16 protein-coding genes are annotated in these 16,166 nt (G+C 69.0%); 7 read left to right on the top strand and 9 right to left on the bottom strand.

All coding sequences use genetic code 11. The features are described 5' to 3' along the window. Nucleotides 1-25 precede the first annotated feature (25 nt). A complete protein-coding gene (locus OHB24_RS42045; RefSeq protein WP_327636570.1) occupies nucleotides 26-904 on the bottom strand; it encodes a LysR family transcriptional regulator in 879 nt (292 codons plus the stop codon). A 114-nt stretch (nucleotides 905-1,018) separates the two neighbouring features. On the opposite strand from OHB24_RS42045, the gene OHB24_RS42040 reads away from it, so the two are divergent. From OHB24_RS42040 to OHB24_RS42025, 4 genes are read left to right on the top strand one after another with little or no spacing between them, the layout of a single operon-like run. Continuing rightward, nucleotides 1,019-2,020, top strand: coding sequence for a Bug family tripartite tricarboxylate transporter substrate binding protein (locus tag OHB24_RS42040; RefSeq protein WP_327636569.1), 1,002 nt, complete (start codon nucleotides 1,019-1,021; stop codon nucleotides 2,018-2,020). Between the two features lie 8 nt (nucleotides 2,021-2,028). Then, nucleotides 2,029-2,514 (top strand): tripartite tricarboxylate transporter TctB family protein, encoded by a 486-nt coding sequence (locus tag OHB24_RS42035; RefSeq protein ID WP_327636568.1) that lies wholly within the window; start codon nucleotides 2,029-2,031, stop codon nucleotides 2,512-2,514. Beyond that, a complete protein-coding gene (locus OHB24_RS42030; RefSeq protein ID WP_327636567.1) occupies nucleotides 2,514-4,016 on the top strand; it encodes a tripartite tricarboxylate transporter permease in 1,503 nt (500 codons plus the stop codon). The genes OHB24_RS42035 and OHB24_RS42030 overlap by 1 nt, the downstream gene beginning before the upstream one ends. Beyond that, nucleotides 4,013-5,263, top strand: coding sequence for a glucarate dehydratase family protein (locus OHB24_RS42025; protein WP_327636566.1), 1,251 nt, complete (start codon nucleotides 4,013-4,015; stop codon nucleotides 5,261-5,263). The genes OHB24_RS42030 and OHB24_RS42025 overlap by 4 nt, the downstream gene beginning before the upstream one ends. On the opposite strand, the gene OHB24_RS42020 is transcribed toward OHB24_RS42025, so the two are convergent. The 3 genes from OHB24_RS42020 to OHB24_RS42010 are packed head-to-tail and all read right to left on the bottom strand — an operon-like array spanning nucleotide 5,264 to nucleotide 7,864. Then, a complete protein-coding gene (locus OHB24_RS42020) occupies nucleotides 5,264-6,058 on the bottom strand; it encodes a hypothetical protein (protein ID WP_327636565.1) in 795 nt (264 codons plus the stop codon). A 10-nt stretch (nucleotides 6,059-6,068) separates the two neighbouring features. Further along, the gene (locus OHB24_RS42015) at nucleotides 6,069-6,752 is read right to left on the bottom strand and encodes a FadR/GntR family transcriptional regulator (RefSeq protein ID WP_327636564.1); all 684 of its coding nucleotides are present in this window, start codon (nucleotides 6,750-6,752) and stop codon (nucleotides 6,069-6,071) included. Further along, nucleotides 6,749-7,864, bottom strand: coding sequence for an L-talarate/galactarate dehydratase (locus tag OHB24_RS42010; RefSeq protein ID WP_327636563.1), 1,116 nt, complete (start codon nucleotides 7,862-7,864; stop codon nucleotides 6,749-6,751). Before OHB24_RS42010 ends, OHB24_RS42015 begins: the two co-directional genes overlap by 4 nt. A gap of 164 nt (nucleotides 7,865-8,028) precedes the next feature. Here OHB24_RS42010 and glsA point away from each other — a divergent pair, with 164 nt between their 5' ends. Further along, nucleotides 8,029-9,507 (top strand): glutaminase A, encoded by a 1,479-nt coding sequence (glsA, locus tag OHB24_RS42005; RefSeq protein ID WP_327636562.1) that lies wholly within the window; start codon nucleotides 8,029-8,031, stop codon nucleotides 9,505-9,507. Nucleotides 9,508-9,605: 98 nt separating this feature from the next. Here the strand turns inward: glsA and glmS are convergent, their stop codons facing one another. From glmS to nucS, 4 genes are all read right to left on the bottom strand, one after another. Beyond that, nucleotides 9,606-11,426, bottom strand: coding sequence for a glutamine--fructose-6-phosphate transaminase (isomerizing) (gene glmS, locus OHB24_RS42000; protein WP_131346542.1), 1,821 nt, complete (start codon nucleotides 11,424-11,426; stop codon nucleotides 9,606-9,608). Nucleotides 11,427-11,467: 41 nt separating this feature from the next. Continuing rightward, a complete protein-coding gene (locus tag OHB24_RS41995; protein ID WP_238151128.1) occupies nucleotides 11,468-11,752 on the bottom strand; it encodes a hypothetical protein in 285 nt (94 codons plus the stop codon). A gap of 71 nt (nucleotides 11,753-11,823) precedes the next feature. Next, nucleotides 11,824-11,961, bottom strand: a complete 138-nt coding sequence (locus tag OHB24_RS41990; protein ID WP_327636561.1) for a hypothetical protein — start codon at nucleotides 11,959-11,961, stop codon at nucleotides 11,824-11,826. Between the two features lie 15 nt (nucleotides 11,962-11,976). Then, on the bottom strand, nucleotides 11,977-12,636 hold the full coding sequence (gene nucS, locus OHB24_RS41985; RefSeq protein WP_131347256.1) for an endonuclease NucS: 660 nt from the start codon (nucleotides 12,634-12,636) through the stop codon (nucleotides 11,977-11,979). An 81-nt stretch (nucleotides 12,637-12,717) separates the two neighbouring features. Between nucS and OHB24_RS41980 the strand changes: the two genes are divergently transcribed. Together OHB24_RS41980 and OHB24_RS41975 are read left to right on the top strand one after the other, a co-directional pair. Beyond that, nucleotides 12,718-13,599 carry a class I SAM-dependent methyltransferase gene (locus OHB24_RS41980; RefSeq protein ID WP_327636560.1) on the top strand — a complete coding sequence of 294 codons (882 nt, stop codon included), beginning with the start codon at nucleotides 12,718-12,720 and terminating at the stop codon, nucleotides 13,597-13,599. Beyond that, on the top strand, nucleotides 13,596-14,051 hold the full coding sequence (locus OHB24_RS41975; protein ID WP_327636559.1) for an NUDIX hydrolase: 456 nt from the start codon (nucleotides 13,596-13,598) through the stop codon (nucleotides 14,049-14,051). The genes OHB24_RS41980 and OHB24_RS41975 overlap by 4 nt, the downstream gene beginning before the upstream one ends. Before the next feature lies 1 nt (nucleotide 14,052). Here OHB24_RS41975 and OHB24_RS41970 read toward each other — a convergent pair whose 3' ends face one another. Next, complete coding sequence (locus OHB24_RS41970) at nucleotides 14,053-16,143, bottom strand: hypothetical protein (RefSeq protein WP_327636558.1); 2,091 nt, start codon at nucleotides 16,141-16,143, stop codon at nucleotides 14,053-14,055. Nucleotides 16,144-16,166 lie beyond the last annotated feature (23 nt).

The raw sequence follows: 16,166 nt of genomic DNA, 5'->3' as shown, positions 1-16,166 counted from the left end.
TACCTGTCCAAGATCGATTTTGGATCTAATGATGCTCTGGGAGCATCGTGAGCACGCGACGCAGGACCGAGCTGGTCGCGTCCCGTCTCCAGATCGCGTGCAACTCGACAGCCTGGCCCGGGCCGTCCAGGGCGCAGTACGTCACGCCCTCGACGCCGAGGTGGCGGGCCGACGCCGGCACCAGCGCGACGCCGCGGCCGGCGGCGACCAGCAGGATCACGGTGAGGATCTGCTGCACCCGCTGCTCGATCCGCGGATGCGACTCGGCGAGGAACCGGACCGTCAGCTCGTGGAAGTACCGGGCCTGGGTCGGTGAGTAGCTGATCACCTGCTCCCCGCTGAAATCCGCCGACGTCAACGGCCGGCCGAGCGCGGCGAGCCGATGGTTGCCAGGGACAACAGCACACAACGGCTCGCGGACCACGATCCGGGAGTCCAGTACGTCGGAGTCGAACGGCGGCCGCCCGAGACCGAGATCCAGTTCGCCGCGCAGCAGCCCGTCGATCTGCGCGGGCGTGACCCGCTCGTGCAGGATCACGTCGACGTCCGGCAGTTCCTCGGACAGCCGGCGCAACAGCGGCCCGAGCGTCCGGATCGCCGACGTGGCCGTGAACCCGAGCCGCAGCGTCCCGGCCGCACCCTGATCCACCCGGCGCGCGAGATCACCCGCGGTCTCGACCAGCGCGAGCAGGCGGCGGGCTTCGGTGAGGAACGCCTGCCCGGCCTCGGTCAGCTCGACCTTGCGGTTGTCGCGTTCGAGCAGCCGCGCGCCGACGGCCCGCTCGAGCTTCTGCACCTGGCGACTCAACGGCGGCTGGGTCATGTTCAGCCGCTCGGCAGCGCGGCCGAAGTGCAGCTCCTCGGCGACGGCGACGAACGCGCTCAGCTGGTCGAGCGAAAACATGATGCAGGAAAGGTATCACTCGATGCCACATCGGCCTTGGACACGCATGATCGAGCCTCCCTACGCTCACGCAATCGAGCCGGGTCCGCACGCTCCGCAAAGGAGGAAAATCCGATGCTGTTCAGCAAGCTCAACCGTCGCGTCCTGGTGACGGCGGTGGGTGCTTCCGTCCTGTTGGCAGGCTGCGGTGGGGTCAAGACGACCTCCACCGGCGGCGAGGGTGACTATCCGACCGGCAACATCCAGATGAGCGTCGGTGCTTCTCCCGGCGGCAGTACCGACCTGATCACGCGAGCGATCGCCCAGGGCGTCGGCAAGGAACTGGGCGTCTCGGTGCCGGTGGTCAACAAGCCCGGCGCGAACGGCGCGCTGAACGCCAAGGAACTGCAGTCCGCGAAGCCGGACGGCTACAAGATCGCGGTCCAGAACGCCTCGCTGTTCACGATCACCCCGCTCGCGGTCTCGGCCAACGAGGTGGTGAAACTCGACGACTTCGACCTGCTCGGCGGCATCTCGCAGGACGACTACGTGCTGATCGCGCCGGTCGGCTCCGGGTACAAGACGATCGCCGACCTGAAGAAGGCCGGCAAGAACATCAAGTACGGCACCACCGGCGTCGGCACCGGCGCGCAACTGGCGTCCGCTCTGACGTTCAAGCAGGCCGGCATCCCGGCGACCGACGTACCGTTCGACGGCGGGGCTCCGGCGCTCACCGCGCTGCTCGGCAGTCAGGTCGACGTGGCAACGATCCAGGTCGGTGACGGTATCGAGCAGGTGAAGGCGAAGAAGGTCGTCCCGCTCGCGGTGTTCTCGGCCGAGCGGATCAAGTTCCTGCCCGACGTACCGACCGCCAAGGAGCAGGGGTACGACGTCGTGGTGTCGCAGTACCGCTTCCTCACGGCGCCGAAGGGTACGCCGGACGACGTCAAGACGAAGCTGGCCGACGCGGCGAAGAAGACCTATGCGACCGACACCTACAAGAAGTTCAACGACGCGCACTGCCTGACGCCGATCGAGGTGTCGCCGGACGAGGTGCGGAAGATCCTCGACGGGTACGCGACGAAGTACAAGGGACAGCTCGACCAGCTCGGGATCTCGCTGGCAGCGAAGAAGTGAGTGGAGAAGTGAGTCAGGCCGAGCTGCTGGCGGAGCTCGCCGAGGATCGCCCGCCGCACGCCGGGCCGTGGTCCCAGCTCGGGGCCGCGGTCGTCGCCGGTGTCGTCGGTCTCGCTGGAGTGATCGGTTCGCTCGCGCTCGGGCTGGGGGAGTTGACCCAGCCCGGCCCGGGCCTGTGGCCGTTCGTGGTCTGCGTTGTGGTGACCGTGCTGTCGATCGCGCTCGCACTGGTCGGCCGGCACGGGACGGATACCGAGAAGTTCTCGCGGGCGAGTGTGCAGACGGCGGTCTCCGTACTGACGCTCCTGGTCTTCGCGGCCGTGCTGCCGTTGATCGGGTTCGAGATCCCGTCGCTGCTGCTGACCTTCGTGTGGCTGCGGTTCCTCGGCAAGGAGTCCTGGGTGTCGTCGGTGGCGATCAGCGTCGGCACGGTCGCCGCGTTCTACATCCTCTTCGTGCTGCTGCTGCAGATTCCGCTGCCCAGGCTGATCTGATGGGCGGGTTCATCGATGGTTTCGGCGTCGTCCTGGAGCCCGCGAATCTCCTCTACTGCCTGATCGGCGTCGTGATCGGCATGCTGATCGGCGTCCTCCCCGGGCTCGGCCCGGCCGCGACGATCGCGATCCTGCTGCCGATCACGTACGGCGTGGAGCCGGTGTCCGCGATCATCATGCTGGCCGGCATCTTCTACGGCGCGCAGTACGGCGGCACGATCACGTCGGTCCTGCTGCGGCTACCGGGCGAGGCGTCGTCCGTGGTCACGGTGTTCGACGGGTTCGCCCTGGCCAAACAAGGACGAGCCGGTACGGCGCTCGGCATCGCAGCGATCGGGTCGTTCATCGGCGGCACGGTGTCGATCATCGGACTGACGCTGCTCGCTCCCGTGGTCGCGAGCGTGGCGCTCGACTTCGGTCCGCCGGAGTACGCCGCCCTGTCGTTGTTCGGCGTACTGCTGGTGGCGACCGTGGGGAACGGCAGCCGGTTGAAGGCGGTGATCGCGGCGGGGCTCGGATTGCTGCTGGCAACGGTCGGGCGGGACACGTTCACCGGGGCGAGCCGGTTCACGTTCGACAGCCTGAACCTTGCCGACGGCATCGACTTCGTGCCGATCGCGATGGGCCTGTTCGGGCTCGGCGAGATCCTCTACAACCTGGAGGAACGGCATCACAAGGTGCAGACACCGGCCGCGGTCGCGAACGTCTGGCCGTCGCGGGCCGACCTGCGGCAGGCGCGCGGCGCGATCGGCCGCGGCTCGGTGATCGGTTTCGTGCTCGGCGTACTGCCCGGTGGCGGCGCGACGCTGTCGTCGCTGGTCGCGTACGCGGTGGAGAAGCGGCGGGCGAAGGAGCCCGAGCGGTTCGGCCGCGGCGCGGTCGAGGGCGTCGCGGCGCCGGAGACGGCGAACAACGCGGCCGCCACCTCGTCGTTCATCCCGCTGCTGACGTTGGGCATCCCCGCGAACGCGACGATGGCGTTGATGTTCGGCGCACTGCTGATCCAGGGCATCCCGCCCGGTCCGCAGTTGGTGTCCGAGCACCCGGATCTGTTCTGGGGCGTGATCAACTCGATGTATCTCGGCAACATCCTGCTGCTGATCATGAGCATCCCGCTGGTCGGGGTCTTCGTGAAGATCCTCAAGGTGCGGCCCGCCGTACTCGCGCCGATCACGGTGCTGATCACGTTGCTCGGCGTGTACACGGTGGCGAACCAGGTGTTCGACATCTTCCTGGTGATCGTGTTCGGCGTCCTCGGGTACCTGATGAAGAAGTTCGGGTTCGAGCCGGGACCGCTGGTGCTCGCGTTCGTCCTGGGTAGCGTGATGGAGACCGCGGTCCGGCAGTCGCTGCTGATCTTCGGCGGGAACCCGGCAGGCTTCTTCACCCGGCCGATCTCCGGCACGGTCCTCGTGGTGCTGATCATCGTCCTGGCGCTGCCCGCGGTGCGGGTGCTGGTACGTCGACGTACCGCAAACAAGAAGGAAAAGGAACTCGTATGAGCAAGATCGCCCGCGTCGAACTGACCCCGGTCGCGTTCGCGGACCCGCCGCTCCTCAACGTGGTCGGCGTCCACGAACCGTTCGCGCTGCGGACGATCGTCCAGGTATGGACGGACGACGGGCTGGTCGGGTTGGGGGAGACGTACGCCGCCGACGATCACCTGGCACGGTTGCGCGCCGTCGCCGACGTACTGCCCGGGCTGGACATCTTCGACGTGAACGGGCTGCGTCAGCGCGTGCGCGACGTACTGACCAGCGGTGGTGGGGCTGAGGTCGGCGGGATGCTCAATCTGCAGGACCCTGTCGACGTGGTGTTGTCGCCGTACGAGGTCGCGCTGCTCGACCTTCAGGGCAAGCAGTTGGGGCTCCCGGTGGTGGACCTGCTCGGCGGCGCGGTCCGGGACGAGGTGCCGTTCAGCGCGTATCTGTTCTACAAATGGGCCGCTCATCCGGGTGGTGAACCGGACGCGTGGGGCGAGGCGCTCGATCCGGACGGGATCGTGCGGCAGGCCACGAAGGTGATCGGGGACTACGGGTTCACGGCGATCAAGTTGAAGGGCGGCGTGTTCCCGCCGGCGCAGGAGGCCGAGGCGGTGCGGGCGCTCGCCGAGGCGTTCCCGGAGCACAAGCTGCGGATCGATCCGAACTGCGCGTGGACTGTGGACACGTCGGTGCAGGTTGCTCGGGAGCTGAGCGGCGTACTGGAGTATCTGGAGGATCCGACGCCCGGGATCGACGGTATGGCGGCTGTTGCGCGACAGACCGAGATTCCGTTGGCGACGAATATGTGCGTGATCGCGTTCGCGCATCTGAAGCCGGCGGTGCTCGCGGACGCCGTACAGGTGGTGCTGTCGGATCATCACTACTGGGGTGGGCTGCGGCGGTCGCAGTTGCTGGCGGGGATCTGCGACACGTTCGGGATGGGGTTGTCGATGCACTCCAACTCGCATCTCGGGATCAGCTTGGCCGCGATGACGCATCTTGCCGCGGCGACGCCGAACCTGACGTATGCATGCGACACCCATTACCCGTGGAAGACGGAGGATGTGATCAAGCCTGGTGTGCTGGCGTTCGAGTCGGGGAGTGTGCGGGTGCCTGGTGGGCCTGGGCTCGGTGTCGAGCTGGATGTCGATGCGCTGGGCGCGTTGCACGAGCAGTACCTGGCGTGCGGGATCCGGAAGCGGGACGACACGACGTACATGCGGACGGTTGATCCGGGGTTCAGCCCGAACACCGCACGCTGGTAGTCAGACCGGCCAGCCGTTTGCGGAGAGGGCGTTCAGTACGGCGGTGCGCTGCGGGTTGAGCGGGACGTACAGGAGGGGCTTGCCGTCCGGGCCGCGGAGGCGCGCGTAGCGGCGGCCGACCTTGATGGACGTGACTGCGGTCCGCTGGACGACCTGCGAGGCGAGCGTGCCGTGGGTGACCGACACGCGATCCGGTGCGATCGTGACGGACAGGGTGACCTTCAAGGCGTGCCGGATGGCGAGGGCGACCAGCGCGATGGCGATCAGAAGGCTTGGGCCGAATACGGCGATGATGATCACGGTCGTCGACGCGCTGGCGAACGCCAACGCCATCACACCCATCGCGACAACCACGCAAAACGCCACCACAAGCTTCGGACTGAACCCACTACCAGCCCAAGGCAACGGCCCCCGAGCCCCATCCCGAAGCACCACCCGAGTCCCACTCCGGACCGGTCCCGACGGTGCAGCAGCTTGCAGAGGTACCGGCGCGTCTTCCCCTGGCGTCGACCAGTGCCAACCCTCCGCGATTGCGGCTTGGCGGAATTCTTCTACGTCGAAGCGGGCGAGGGGGATCATGCCGGTGGAGGTCATGCCCTCGAGGTACAGATGCGGCTCACCCCGCGAATCCGCTACACGCAGAGTGCTGTCCTCGTTGCGGACGAGCTCCCACGACGCACCGGAAGTGCGCAGTGCGGTGATGCCATCCGGCCGCACCTCGATCCAGTCCGGATGCCGGCGCAGCCCCCACCTCCGCGGCGGGACCGGCTTGCGGGCGTGCACGAGCTGCGCCATACCGGCAACGCTATCCGGCGTTGTGGGTCAGCAACCGGTGCCGCGTGCTCGACAGATGCACTCGCATCGCCGCCCGCGCCGCCTCCGGCTCGGACCGCGCGATCGCCGCGCTGATGTTCTCGTGCTCGTGCACCACGCGGAGCAGGTGGTCCGGGTCCGACATCTCGTACGCCGGGTCGAGCCGGGTCCGCGGCAGCATGATCATCATCGGCCCGAGCTCACCGATCAGGTCCCCGTAGAACCGGTTGCCCGAGGCAACAGCGACCTTGAGGTGGAACGCGAAGTCGGCCTCCACCGACCGGCCCGGATCGTCGCCGACCCGCCGGAAGTCGTCCAGCGCCCGCTCGATCCCCTTCAGCTGATGATCGGTACGCCGTACCGCCGCCAGCCCGGCCGCTTCGCTCTCGACGCCGATCCGGAAGTCCATCAGGTCGAGGACGTCGCGGTGCGACCGCACCTCGCGCAACCCCGGCGTACGCTCCGGGACCTCCAGCACGAACGAACCGCGCCCCTGGAACGTCTCCACCAGCCCGGCCGCCTGCAACCGCGAGACCGCCTCGCGAACCACCGTCCGACTGACCCCGAACTCCTCGACCAGCCCGTTCTCACCCGGCAGCTTCTCGCCCGGCGCGATTCTTCCGCTGAGAATCCGCCGCTTCAGATCGTCGACGATCTGATCAGCGAGACCGCTCACCGGAACTCGCAGCTGTCCACGGTCCAGCGCGCGCACTGCTCGGTCGTCGTGAACCCGAGCCCCGGCCGGTCGGGGACGAGCATCCGCCCGTCGACCGTCTCCAGACGCTCGTTGAACAAGGGATTCAGCCACTCGAAGTGCTCGACCCACGGCTCGCGCGGGTACGCCGCCGCGAGGTGCAGATGGATCTCCATCGCGAAGTGCGGCGCGAGCTGCAGACCGTTGTGATCGGCCAGCGTCGCGAGTTTGAGGAACGGCGTGATGCCGCCGATCCGGGGCGCATCGGGCTGGATGATGTCGGCCGCGCGGGCCTCGATCAGCCGCACGTGCTCGCCGACGCTCGACAGCATCTCGCCGGTCGCGATCGGGGTGTCCAGCGCCGCCGCCAGCTCCGCATGACCGAGTGCGTCGTACGCGTCCAGCGGCTCCTCGATCCAGACCAGACCGAACTGCTCGAGCACTCTGCCGATCCGCAGCGCGGCCGGGCGGTCCCACTGCTGGTTCGCGTCCACCATCAGCGGTACGTCGTCGCCGAGGTGTTCTCGTACTGCGCGGACGCGGTCGAGGTCGATCCGGCTGTCGGGCTGGCCGACCTTGATCTTGATCCCGCCGATCCCGTCGGCGAGCGACTTCGACGCGCGCTCCTTCACCTCCTCGATCGGGGCGTGCAGGAAACCGCCGGAGGTGTTGTACGCGCGGACCGAGTCGCGGTGCGCGCCGAGCAGCTTGGCGAGCGGCAGGCCTGCGCGCTTCGCCTTCAGGTCCCACAACGCGATGTCGATCGCGGCGATCGCCTGCGTCGCGACACCGGACCGGCCGACCGAGGCGCCGGCCCACAGCAGCTTGTCGTACACCTTCGCGATGTCCGACGGGTCCTCGCCGATCAGGTTGGCCGCGATCTCCTTGGCGTGCGCGTACTGCGCCGGTCCGCCGGCCCGCTTCGAGTAGCTGAACCCGATGCCGTGCTGATCGTCCGCGGTCGCGATCTCCGCGAACAGAAACACGATCTCGGTCATCGGCCGCTGCCGCCCGGTCAGCACCTTGGCGTCGCTGATCGGCTGCTCGAGTGGGAGGACGACGGACGAGAGCTTCACCTGGCGGATGCGGTCCATGGGCAGTGATCATACAAGTAGCAAACTTGTCCTACAACAGGTTCGTTTTGATGTTGCCGTAACACCAGGTGACCGCTCCGGAAACACAAGAAAGACAAGCTGCTGCGCGCCGACAGCGTGGTCGTGCGCGCCCGCCTGCCGCCATCTGGGGAAGGAAGCAGCCAATGGACGTTGCGGAGAAGCTGCTCCAGTCGTACGCGAGGATCGACGAGGACAAGGACGGCCGGATCTGGTCCTGGGAGTTGCTCAACACGCTCGGCCGGGCCGGGATCATGCCGGACGATCCGCGGGTCCGCGCGGCGCTGGACGGCGTCCGTGACGCCGCCGGCCGCCCGGCGATCACGCCGTACTCCCAACCGGTGCAGATCGACTTCGACACGTTCGCCGAGGTCGCGCAGCACGCGGTGATCCAGCGAACGCTGACCGGTGAGCTCGCGGTTCCCGCGGACGAGTTCGAGGAGTTCGCGCACGCGGTGGAGCGGATCCACACCGACCTGCTGGACGAGCGGTCCGGCGCGCCCGCGGACTACATCCCGACCTTGCGGGACGCCGACCCGGAGAAGTTCGGGATCGCGATCTGCACCGCGGACGGCCAGGTGTTCTCGATCGGCGACACCGCGGACGAGTTCAGCGTGCAGTCGACGTCGAAGCCGTTCAGCTACGCGATCGCGCTGGAGCAGCTCGGCGCGGAGGAGGTGCATCGCTGGATCGGCCAGGAGCAGAGCGGCGGTCCCTTCAACGATCCGTTGCTGTCGCTGGGGCGGGACGGCAGGCCGCACAATCCGATGATCAACGCCGGAGCGATCGGGACGCTCGCGCTGGTCGACTCCGGCAAGGGTCTGTCCGACCGGTTGACCACCGTCCAGGGAGCGTGGACGGCGATGACGGGCGACCGGCCGCAGCTGCACGGCCCGACGTTCGCGGCCGAGCGGGACACCGGATTCGGCAACGTCGCGTTCGCCAACGCGCTGGCGAAGTCGGGGAAGCTGTACGGCGCCGGTCCGACCGACCGGCGTGCCCCGGAGGACGCCACCGAGTTCTACACGATGGTCTGCTCGCTCACCATGAACACCGAGCGGTTGGCCAGGGCCGGTGCCACGCTCGCGAGCGGTGGAGTCGCACCGTTGAGCGGCAAGCAGGTGTTCTCCCCGGAGACCGCCGCCCGCGTGCTGTCCGTGATGGGGCACAGCGGCATGTACAACGACTCCGGGCAGTTCTCGAACCAGGTCGGGTTGCCCGCGAAGAGCGGGGTGTCCGGCAACGTCCTGATGGTGGTGCCGTCGAAGCGCATGGCCGTCGTCGTGTTCTCGCCCCGCTTGGATGCGGTCGGCAACTCGGTGCGTGGGGTCGAGGTGTGCAAGCGGCTGGTCAACGAGTTCGGCCTGCACCCGTACGGCAGCATGGGCGGTGAGCGCGGCCGGGTCGCCGCACACCAGATCGGCGGCCATATGAACGAGGCCGACAAGCGGGCCGAGGCAGCGAGTGCCGCAGACCGCGCGCTGGGCGGCGTGGCCCGGGCCGGGTCGGGCACTGCCGCGAAGGGCGCGGGCACCGACGGGTCGGGCGTTGCGGTGACGACCGCCGACCCCCAGCGGGCCGGGACGACGGTGCGCCGCTCCGGACAGCCCGGCCAGCAACTCTGATCCGCCAGGCCATCACAAATGAACGGCCCCCGCCACGCTGAGCGTGACGGGGGCCATTCGTTGTCATGGTGTTGCGATTGTGATGGCGTGGCGGTCCGCTACTCGACGGTGACCGACTTCGCCAGGTTGCGCGGCTTGTCCACGTCGTGGCCGAGCGCGACCGCGGCGTAGTACGCGATGATCTGCAGCGGGATCGTCAGCAGGATCGGGTCCAGCTCAGGCTCGTTCTTCGGTACGACGATCTTCGCCGCGACCCCGTCCGGTACCTCGACGCCCGGGTGCGTGACGACGTACAGCGGGCCGGAGCGGGCGCCGATCTCGTGCAGCGCCCCGATGTTGCGGTCCAGCAGCTCGTCGTCGGGGACGATCGCGACACTCGGCACGTCCGGCGAGATCAGCGCCAGCGGGCCGTGCTTCAGCTCGGAGGTCTGGTAGGCCTCGGCGTGCCGGTACGAGATCTCCTTGAGCTTCTGCGCACCCTCGCGCGCGACCGGGTACCCGCGGGTCCGGCCGACGAAGAACAGGCTCTCGTGCTTGGCGAGGCGGCCGGCGATCTTGGCCAGCTCCTCCTCCTGGGCGACGATCGCGGCGATGTCCGCCGGCAGTTTCTTCAGGCCCTCGATCAGCCGGCGGCCGTCGGCGGGGGAGACGTCCCGGATCCGGCCGAGGTGGATGCCGAGCATCGCGAAGCCGACCGCCATGTTGGTCAGCGCCTTCGTCGACGCCACCGAGACCTCCGGGCCGGCGTGCAGGTACACGCCGCCGTCGACCTCGCGGGCGATGCTCGAACCGACCGCGTTCACCAGGCCGATCACCCGACCGCCCTTGCGCTTCAGCTCCTGCACCGCGACGAGCGTGTCGAGGGTTTCACCGGACTGCGACACGGCGACGTACAGCGTGTCCCGCTCGACGACCGGGTTGCGGTACCGGAACTCCGAGGCCGGCTCCGCGTCGGCGGGGATCCGCGCGACCTCCTCGATGAACTGCGCGCCCATCTGACCCGCGTAGTACGCCGAACCGCAGCCGAGGATCTTGACCCGCTTGATCTCCCGCGCCTCGCGGGCGTCCATGTTCAGGCCGCCGAGGTGCACGGTGTGGAAGCGCTCGTCCAGACGACCCCGGATGACCCGGCCGACCGCGTCCGGCTGCTCGTGGATCTCCTTCATCATGAAGTGCTCGTGCAGGCCGCGCTCGAACTCCTCGGCCTCCCACTCGACCGTCTTCGCGGTCTTGGTGGTCGGGGACGCGTCCTGGGTGAAGGTGCGGTAGCCGTCGGCGCGAACGGTGGCCAGCTCGCCGTCGTCCAAGTAGACGACCTGGCGGGTGTAGCGGATCAGCGCGGCCGCGTCGGAGGCGATGTGCATCTCGCCGTCGCCGATGCCGAGGATCAGCGGGCTGCCGTTGCGGGCGACCACGATCCGGTCCGGGAAGTCGAGGTCGATCACGGCGATGCCGTAGGTGCCCTCGATCCGGCGCAGGGCGGCCATCACCTTCTCCTCGAGGGTGGCGCCGTCGGCCTGCTCGATCAGGTGCGCGAGCACCTCGGTGTCGGTCTCGGAGCGCAGCTTGACGCCGGCGTCCTCGAGCTGCGAGCGGATGGCGCCGGCGTTGTCGAAGATGCCGTTGTGCACGACCGCGATCCGCTCGTTGCCGCTGGCGTGCGGGTGCGCGTTGTCCTTGCTCGGGCCGCCGTGGGTGGCCCAGCGGGTGTGGCCGATGCCGAGCTTGCCGCCGAACCGCTTCGGCAGTGACGCCTCCAGCTCACGGACCCGGCCGGCGTCCTTGTGCACCTTCAGCTCGCTGGACCCGAGGACGGCGACACCTGCCGAGTCGTAGCCGCGGTACTCCAAGCGGGCCAGTCCGTCCACGAGGATGGGCGCGGCCGGCTTGGTGCCGACGTACCCGACGATTCCGCACATGTGTTCATGCCTTTCGGAGGTTGTCGTTCAACAGACCCGCGTCAGCCGTAGACGATCCGTCGTAGCTGGCGGGCGGAGAGTTCGGGTGAGCGGACCGGCCAGTGCCGGAGCTCGGTGCCGAGACGGGCGAAGATCTCGTCGTTGCGGGCGCCGTAGGTCTGCAGCTCACGGTGCCGGCGCCGGACGTACTCCTCGGTCGTCTCGGTGAAGTAGGCCAGTACGTCGGCGACCACGCGCCGCGCGACATCCGCCGACAGTCCGGTCGTGCGGCTGACCTGATCGGCCAGCTCGTCGACCGGCTCCACGGCCGCCGCCTCACTGATCACGCGTCCACCATGCAGTGTTTCCGGGGTCAACGCAAAGCTCCTGCCCGAAATCGGGCAAATATGTTGAATTGTCAGGAGTTTGTACGGCGCTTGCGGCTGAGCAGAACGACGAGGACGACGACCAGGACCGCCACCAGCGCGCCGAGCGGGACGATCAGCCAGACCATCCAGTCGAGCGCGTTCGGCGGTTCCGGAGGGGTGGACGTCATCGGACTTGCTCCTGTTCAGAAGAGGCGGAGGACGTCGGACTCCATGCCGCGGAGGGCGTCGTAGTCGACGGTGAGGCAGTCGAGGCCGCGGTCGGTGGCGAGGAACTGTGCCTGCGGCTTGATCAGCTGGGCGGCGAAGATACCGCGGACCGGGGCCAGCAGCGGATCGCGGTTCAGGAGCTCGACGTACCGGGTCAGCTGCTCGACCCCGTCGATCTCGCCGCGGCGCTTGATCTCGACCGCGACGTGCTTGCCGTCGGCGTCGCGGAGCAGCAGGTCGACCGGGCCGATCGCGGTCGGGTACTCCCGGCGTACCAGCGTCCAGCCCTCGCCGAACGTCTGGACGTGCTCGGCGAGCAGCTCCTGCAGGTGCGCCTCGACACCGTCCTTGATCAGGCCGGGGTCCGTCCCGAGCTCGTACGCCGTGTCGCTGTGCACCTCCTCGATGGTGATCCGCAGCTCCTCACCCGCCTTGTTGGTGACGCTCCAGACCCCCTCGTCCTCCGTCAGCTTGCACGGCGGCGACATCCAGTTCAGCGGTTTGTACGACCCGCCGTCGGCGTGGATCAGCACGGACCCGTCCGCCTTCACCATCAGCAGCCGCGGCGCCATCGGCAGATGAGCCGTCAGCCGCCCCGAGTAGTCAACAGAACACGTAGCAATCACCAAGCGCACGAGAAAGCACGGTAGTGCACTCGGCCACCGGAGTGGGAAGGTGGTGACACTGACACCGAAGGACCTGGAGTACGTCGCCCGATGAATCTCATGTGTCCCGCCCGGATTCTGCTGCTGCCCGGTGACGTTCAGGACGCGGTGGTCGGTGAGCGGATCGCGCAGGTGTACGCCGGTTCGTTCGAGGCGGCCGCGGGTGCTCGGTTGGCCGAGGCGCTCGCGGTGCGGCTGACCGTCGTACCGGAGCTGACGCAGCAGCCGGACGCCGAGCTGCGGTCGATCGCGGACCTGCATCGCGGCGAGACCGTCGTCGTCCTCGGGCTGGATCTCGGCCTCGATCTCCCCGCTGTCGTCGAGCACACCGGCGACGGCTGGACGCGGGTCGCCTCGGACAACGAGGTCACGCTCGCGGCGTACGAACAGGCCGCCGGCAAGTTCCGCGACTCGATCCCCAAGGACCCCAACCGCGCGCTGATCGACCTGCTCGGCGAACGTCTCGCACCGGGCGGCCAGGTGCTCGAACTCGGCAGCGGCACCGGCAAGGACGCGATCGAGCTGGAGAGCCGCGGGTACGTCGTACGCCGTACCGACGCGACGCAGGCGTTCGTCGACATGATGCGATCCGACGGGTACGCCGCCGACCGGTTGAACGCGATCACCGACGACTTCGGCGGGCCGTACGACGCGGTGTACGCCAGCGCGGTGTTCCTGCACTTCGATCGCGCCCAGCTGGCCCGCGTACTGCGGAACGCGGCCCGTTCCGCGCCGGTGCTCGCGTTCGCGACCCGGGAGGGCAAGGGCGAGGAATGGTCGAACCGGCACCTGGACCTGCCGCGGCATTTCGTTCTCTGGCAGGAAGATCCGCTCCGTGAACTGCTGACCGCGACCGGATGGACGGTCGCGCGGCTGGAGCGCGGCGACTCGAAGATCGGCACCTGGTTCCAGATCCTGGCGACGCGATCGTGATCCGCGCGGGCGTCGTACTGCTCAGCGAACACGGGATCGCCGCGATCGAGCGGGTCCGCGACGGGCGGACGTACCACGTGCTGCCCGGCGGTCAGGTCGAGGACGGGGAGAGCCCGGCGGAGGCCGCGCGCCGGGAGACCCACGAGGAGCTCGGTCTGCTGGTGAAGATCCGTGCTGCCGTCGCGGTCGTGCACTTCGGCGACAGTACGCAGCACTACTTCGTCGCCGACGTGATCGGCGGCGAGTTCGGAACCGGGGACGGTTCGGAGCTGGACAGCCCGGCGGACTCGGAGCGGGGGAGTTACCGCGCGGTGTGGCTACCGGTCACAGACCTCGCCGCCTGCGATCTCCGGCCGCGTCCGATCGCCGCCGCGCTCGAGGGCGCACCGGACCCGTGGTGGCTGCTCGAGGGGTGGATGGAGACCCCGGTGGTGGTGGAGGAATCCGCCTGACTCAGCCTCGCCGGTGATCCGTCCAGGTCCGGGCGATCGTCAGCGCCAGAGGTGGCCCGGCGACGGCGAAGGTCAGCAGGGCGATGCGCAGCCCGTAGTCGTTGGCAGCCGAGCCGATGGCCGCGATGGTCACGACGGCGACGAAGCAGCCCCAGAGGTACCTCTTCCGGGCGACGGCCCGTTCGAACCAGGCCGGCGCCACCTGGCGGCGCGCGACCACGACAGCGATCAGGTACAGCAGCAGGGCACCCGCGAGCCAGAGGTGCGGTCCGGCGGACAGCGAGCCGATGGCGTAGCCGGCCTTGCGGGTCACAACGTCGAATCCGTCGCCGTGCAAGAGATCCTCGACGAACCGCCCGGCGTGTGAGCGTGAGGTGGCCGGGCGAAGCCAGTCGAGCACGCTGATCAGGGCGACCGCGGCGACCGCGGCGGCGCCGGTGAGCAGCAGGCGGACGATGCCGATCCGCCGGCCGAGGACGTCGAGCGTGAGCAGGACGAAGGCCGGGACGATCGCGAATCCGCCGCCGACGTCAGCTCCCCAGGTGGGCCACGCGTCGACTGCGACCGTGACCACACCGATCGCTGCGACGGCTCCGGCCGCGACCGACGTACCGGAACGGGTCCTCAGCCACCGCGCGACGCCGGCCGCGAAGATCACGGCGTGGACGGCGAACACGACGAACGTGGTGTTGCCGAAGCCGTAGTACCGCCCACCCGAGAGCGGTGACGGTCCGAGCGGACTGCCGTGGTGCAGGACCGTGCCGGTGACCGCGTCGAGGGCGAGGACGGCGACCGTGACACCTGACAGCACAGTGACGGTCCGTGGCAGCCGCCGGAGAACGAGCGCGGTCGCCACCGCGCCGAGGAGCATCCCCAGCCACAACGCCACCAACGGCACGGGCCAGCGCCACCACTGGATGAGCCGGACCAGGTACGAACACAACGGCAGCGCGGCGAGCACCAGCAGGCCGAACTCGGCCGCCCGCGTGTCGCGCCCGGAGCGCCGCAGCAACGCCAGTGCACCGATCGCCAGCAGGACGGCCGCGGCCAAGCCGTTGACGAACCAGCCCGAACTCCGGCGCAGATCGCGGTCACGTTGGGTGACGTCGCCGAGCTTCCTGGCGGTTTCCTCCGCCGAAGGGCGGTGACCTGCGGCGATCAGTGGTGCGCCGGTGAAGTCGTTGGGCTCGGCCACGCCGACGGCGCCGACGATCGTCGACGGGATGTCGAGCAACCGCACGATGCCCGGCCACCGCGTCGACTGCGCGGTCAGAAGCTGGTCGCCCGTGCCGGGGCCGGTGACCAGTACGGCGCTCATCGCCAGCGTCGAGTGCACCGGCTGGGAGACGCCGAGGACGATCACGGTCGCATCGGACGGCGCACGCTCGAGCACCTCGCGGACCGTGTCGTCGGCCTGCCGGAGCGCTCGTCCGGGGTCGCGTCGGCGATCGAGTACGCCGGCATCGACCACGGTCACCGGGCAGTCCCACCGGGCGGTCCGCGCGGTGTCGTAGTACCTGGCCACCCGGCCCTGCCAGTCGGCAAGGGCCACCGCGGCGCCAGGACCGACTGCGGTGGCGCAGACGTTGCTGTCGGCAAGCGTCGTACCGAGCAGGCCGAGGGTCGGGTCGTAAACGGACGCGTGCTGTGCCGTGACCAGCCCGGCCCAGCCGTCGACGGTGCCGCCGGCCACCGGTGGGATCGCCGTACAGTCGTGTTCGCGGTGCGGTTGCGGATCGGTGGCCGCCCGTCCGGCCGACAGGGAGAGCCAGCCGTCCAGTGGACACGGCGGCGAGTGCACGGTGCGGACCGTCATCGCCGCGGCATCGGCTCCGTCGCCGAGCATCCTCCACAGCGTCGGTGAGCCGTCCTCGGTCAGGTTGTCCCAGGTGAGGCCGGCGATGCCGACGACCACCACCGGCGCGGTGACCACGGCGCCCGGAGCTGCCGAGCCTGGGTCCGCCGCGGCCGCCGTTGCGGGCAGGCAGAGGGCTGCGGCGGCGGCCAGGATCCGGGCGAGCATGCGCTTAACTATCGGCTGCCGCGAGGTCAGGAGGTGTGTGAGGTTGCCCTCGCCGGTGACCCAGCTCATGGGCGGACCAGTGCCCGGACTGG

The sequence above is a fragment of the Kribbella sp. NBC_00482 genome (assembly GCF_036013725.1).
In the GTDB taxonomy this organism is placed as follows: Bacteria; Actinomycetota; Actinomycetes; order Propionibacteriales; family Kribbellaceae; genus Kribbella.
Note: the sequence above shows the minus strand (reverse complement) of the source record. Positions and strands in the feature narration are given on the sequence as shown.

Bases quoted from the DNA above. Each gene is read 5' to 3' on its own strand.
- OHB24_RS42045 (WP_327636570.1), bottom strand. From the start codon at position 904: ATGTTTTCGCTCGACCAGCTGAGCGCGTTCGTCGCCGTCGCCGAGGAG.
- OHB24_RS41970 (WP_327636558.1), bottom strand. From the start codon at position 16,143: ATGAGCTGGGTCACCGGCGAGGGCAACCTCACACACCTCCTGACCTCG.
- glmS (WP_131346542.1), bottom strand. From the start codon at position 11,426: ATGTGCGGAATCGTCGGGTACGTCGGCACCAAGCCGGCCGCGCCCATC.
- OHB24_RS42020 (WP_327636565.1), bottom strand. From the start codon at position 6,058: ATGGCGCAGCTCGTGCACGCCCGCAAGCCGGTCCCGCCGCGGAGGTGG.
- OHB24_RS41980 (WP_327636560.1), top strand. From the start codon at position 12,718: ATGAATCTCATGTGTCCCGCCCGGATTCTGCTGCTGCCCGGTGACGTT.
- glsA (WP_327636562.1), top strand. From the start codon at position 8,029: ATGGACGTTGCGGAGAAGCTGCTCCAGTCGTACGCGAGGATCGACGAG.
- OHB24_RS42030 (WP_327636567.1), top strand. From the start codon at position 2,514: ATGGGCGGGTTCATCGATGGTTTCGGCGTCGTCCTGGAGCCCGCGAAT.
- OHB24_RS42010 (WP_327636563.1), bottom strand. From the start codon at position 7,864: ATGGACCGCATCCGCCAGGTGAAGCTCTCGTCCGTCGTCCTCCCACTC.
- OHB24_RS42025 (WP_327636566.1), top strand. From the start codon at position 4,013: ATGAGCAAGATCGCCCGCGTCGAACTGACCCCGGTCGCGTTCGCGGAC.
- OHB24_RS42040 (WP_327636569.1), top strand. From the start codon at position 1,019: ATGCTGTTCAGCAAGCTCAACCGTCGCGTCCTGGTGACGGCGGTGGGT.
- OHB24_RS41990 (WP_327636561.1), bottom strand. From the start codon at position 11,961: ATGACGTCCACCCCTCCGGAACCGCCGAACGCGCTCGACTGGATGGTC.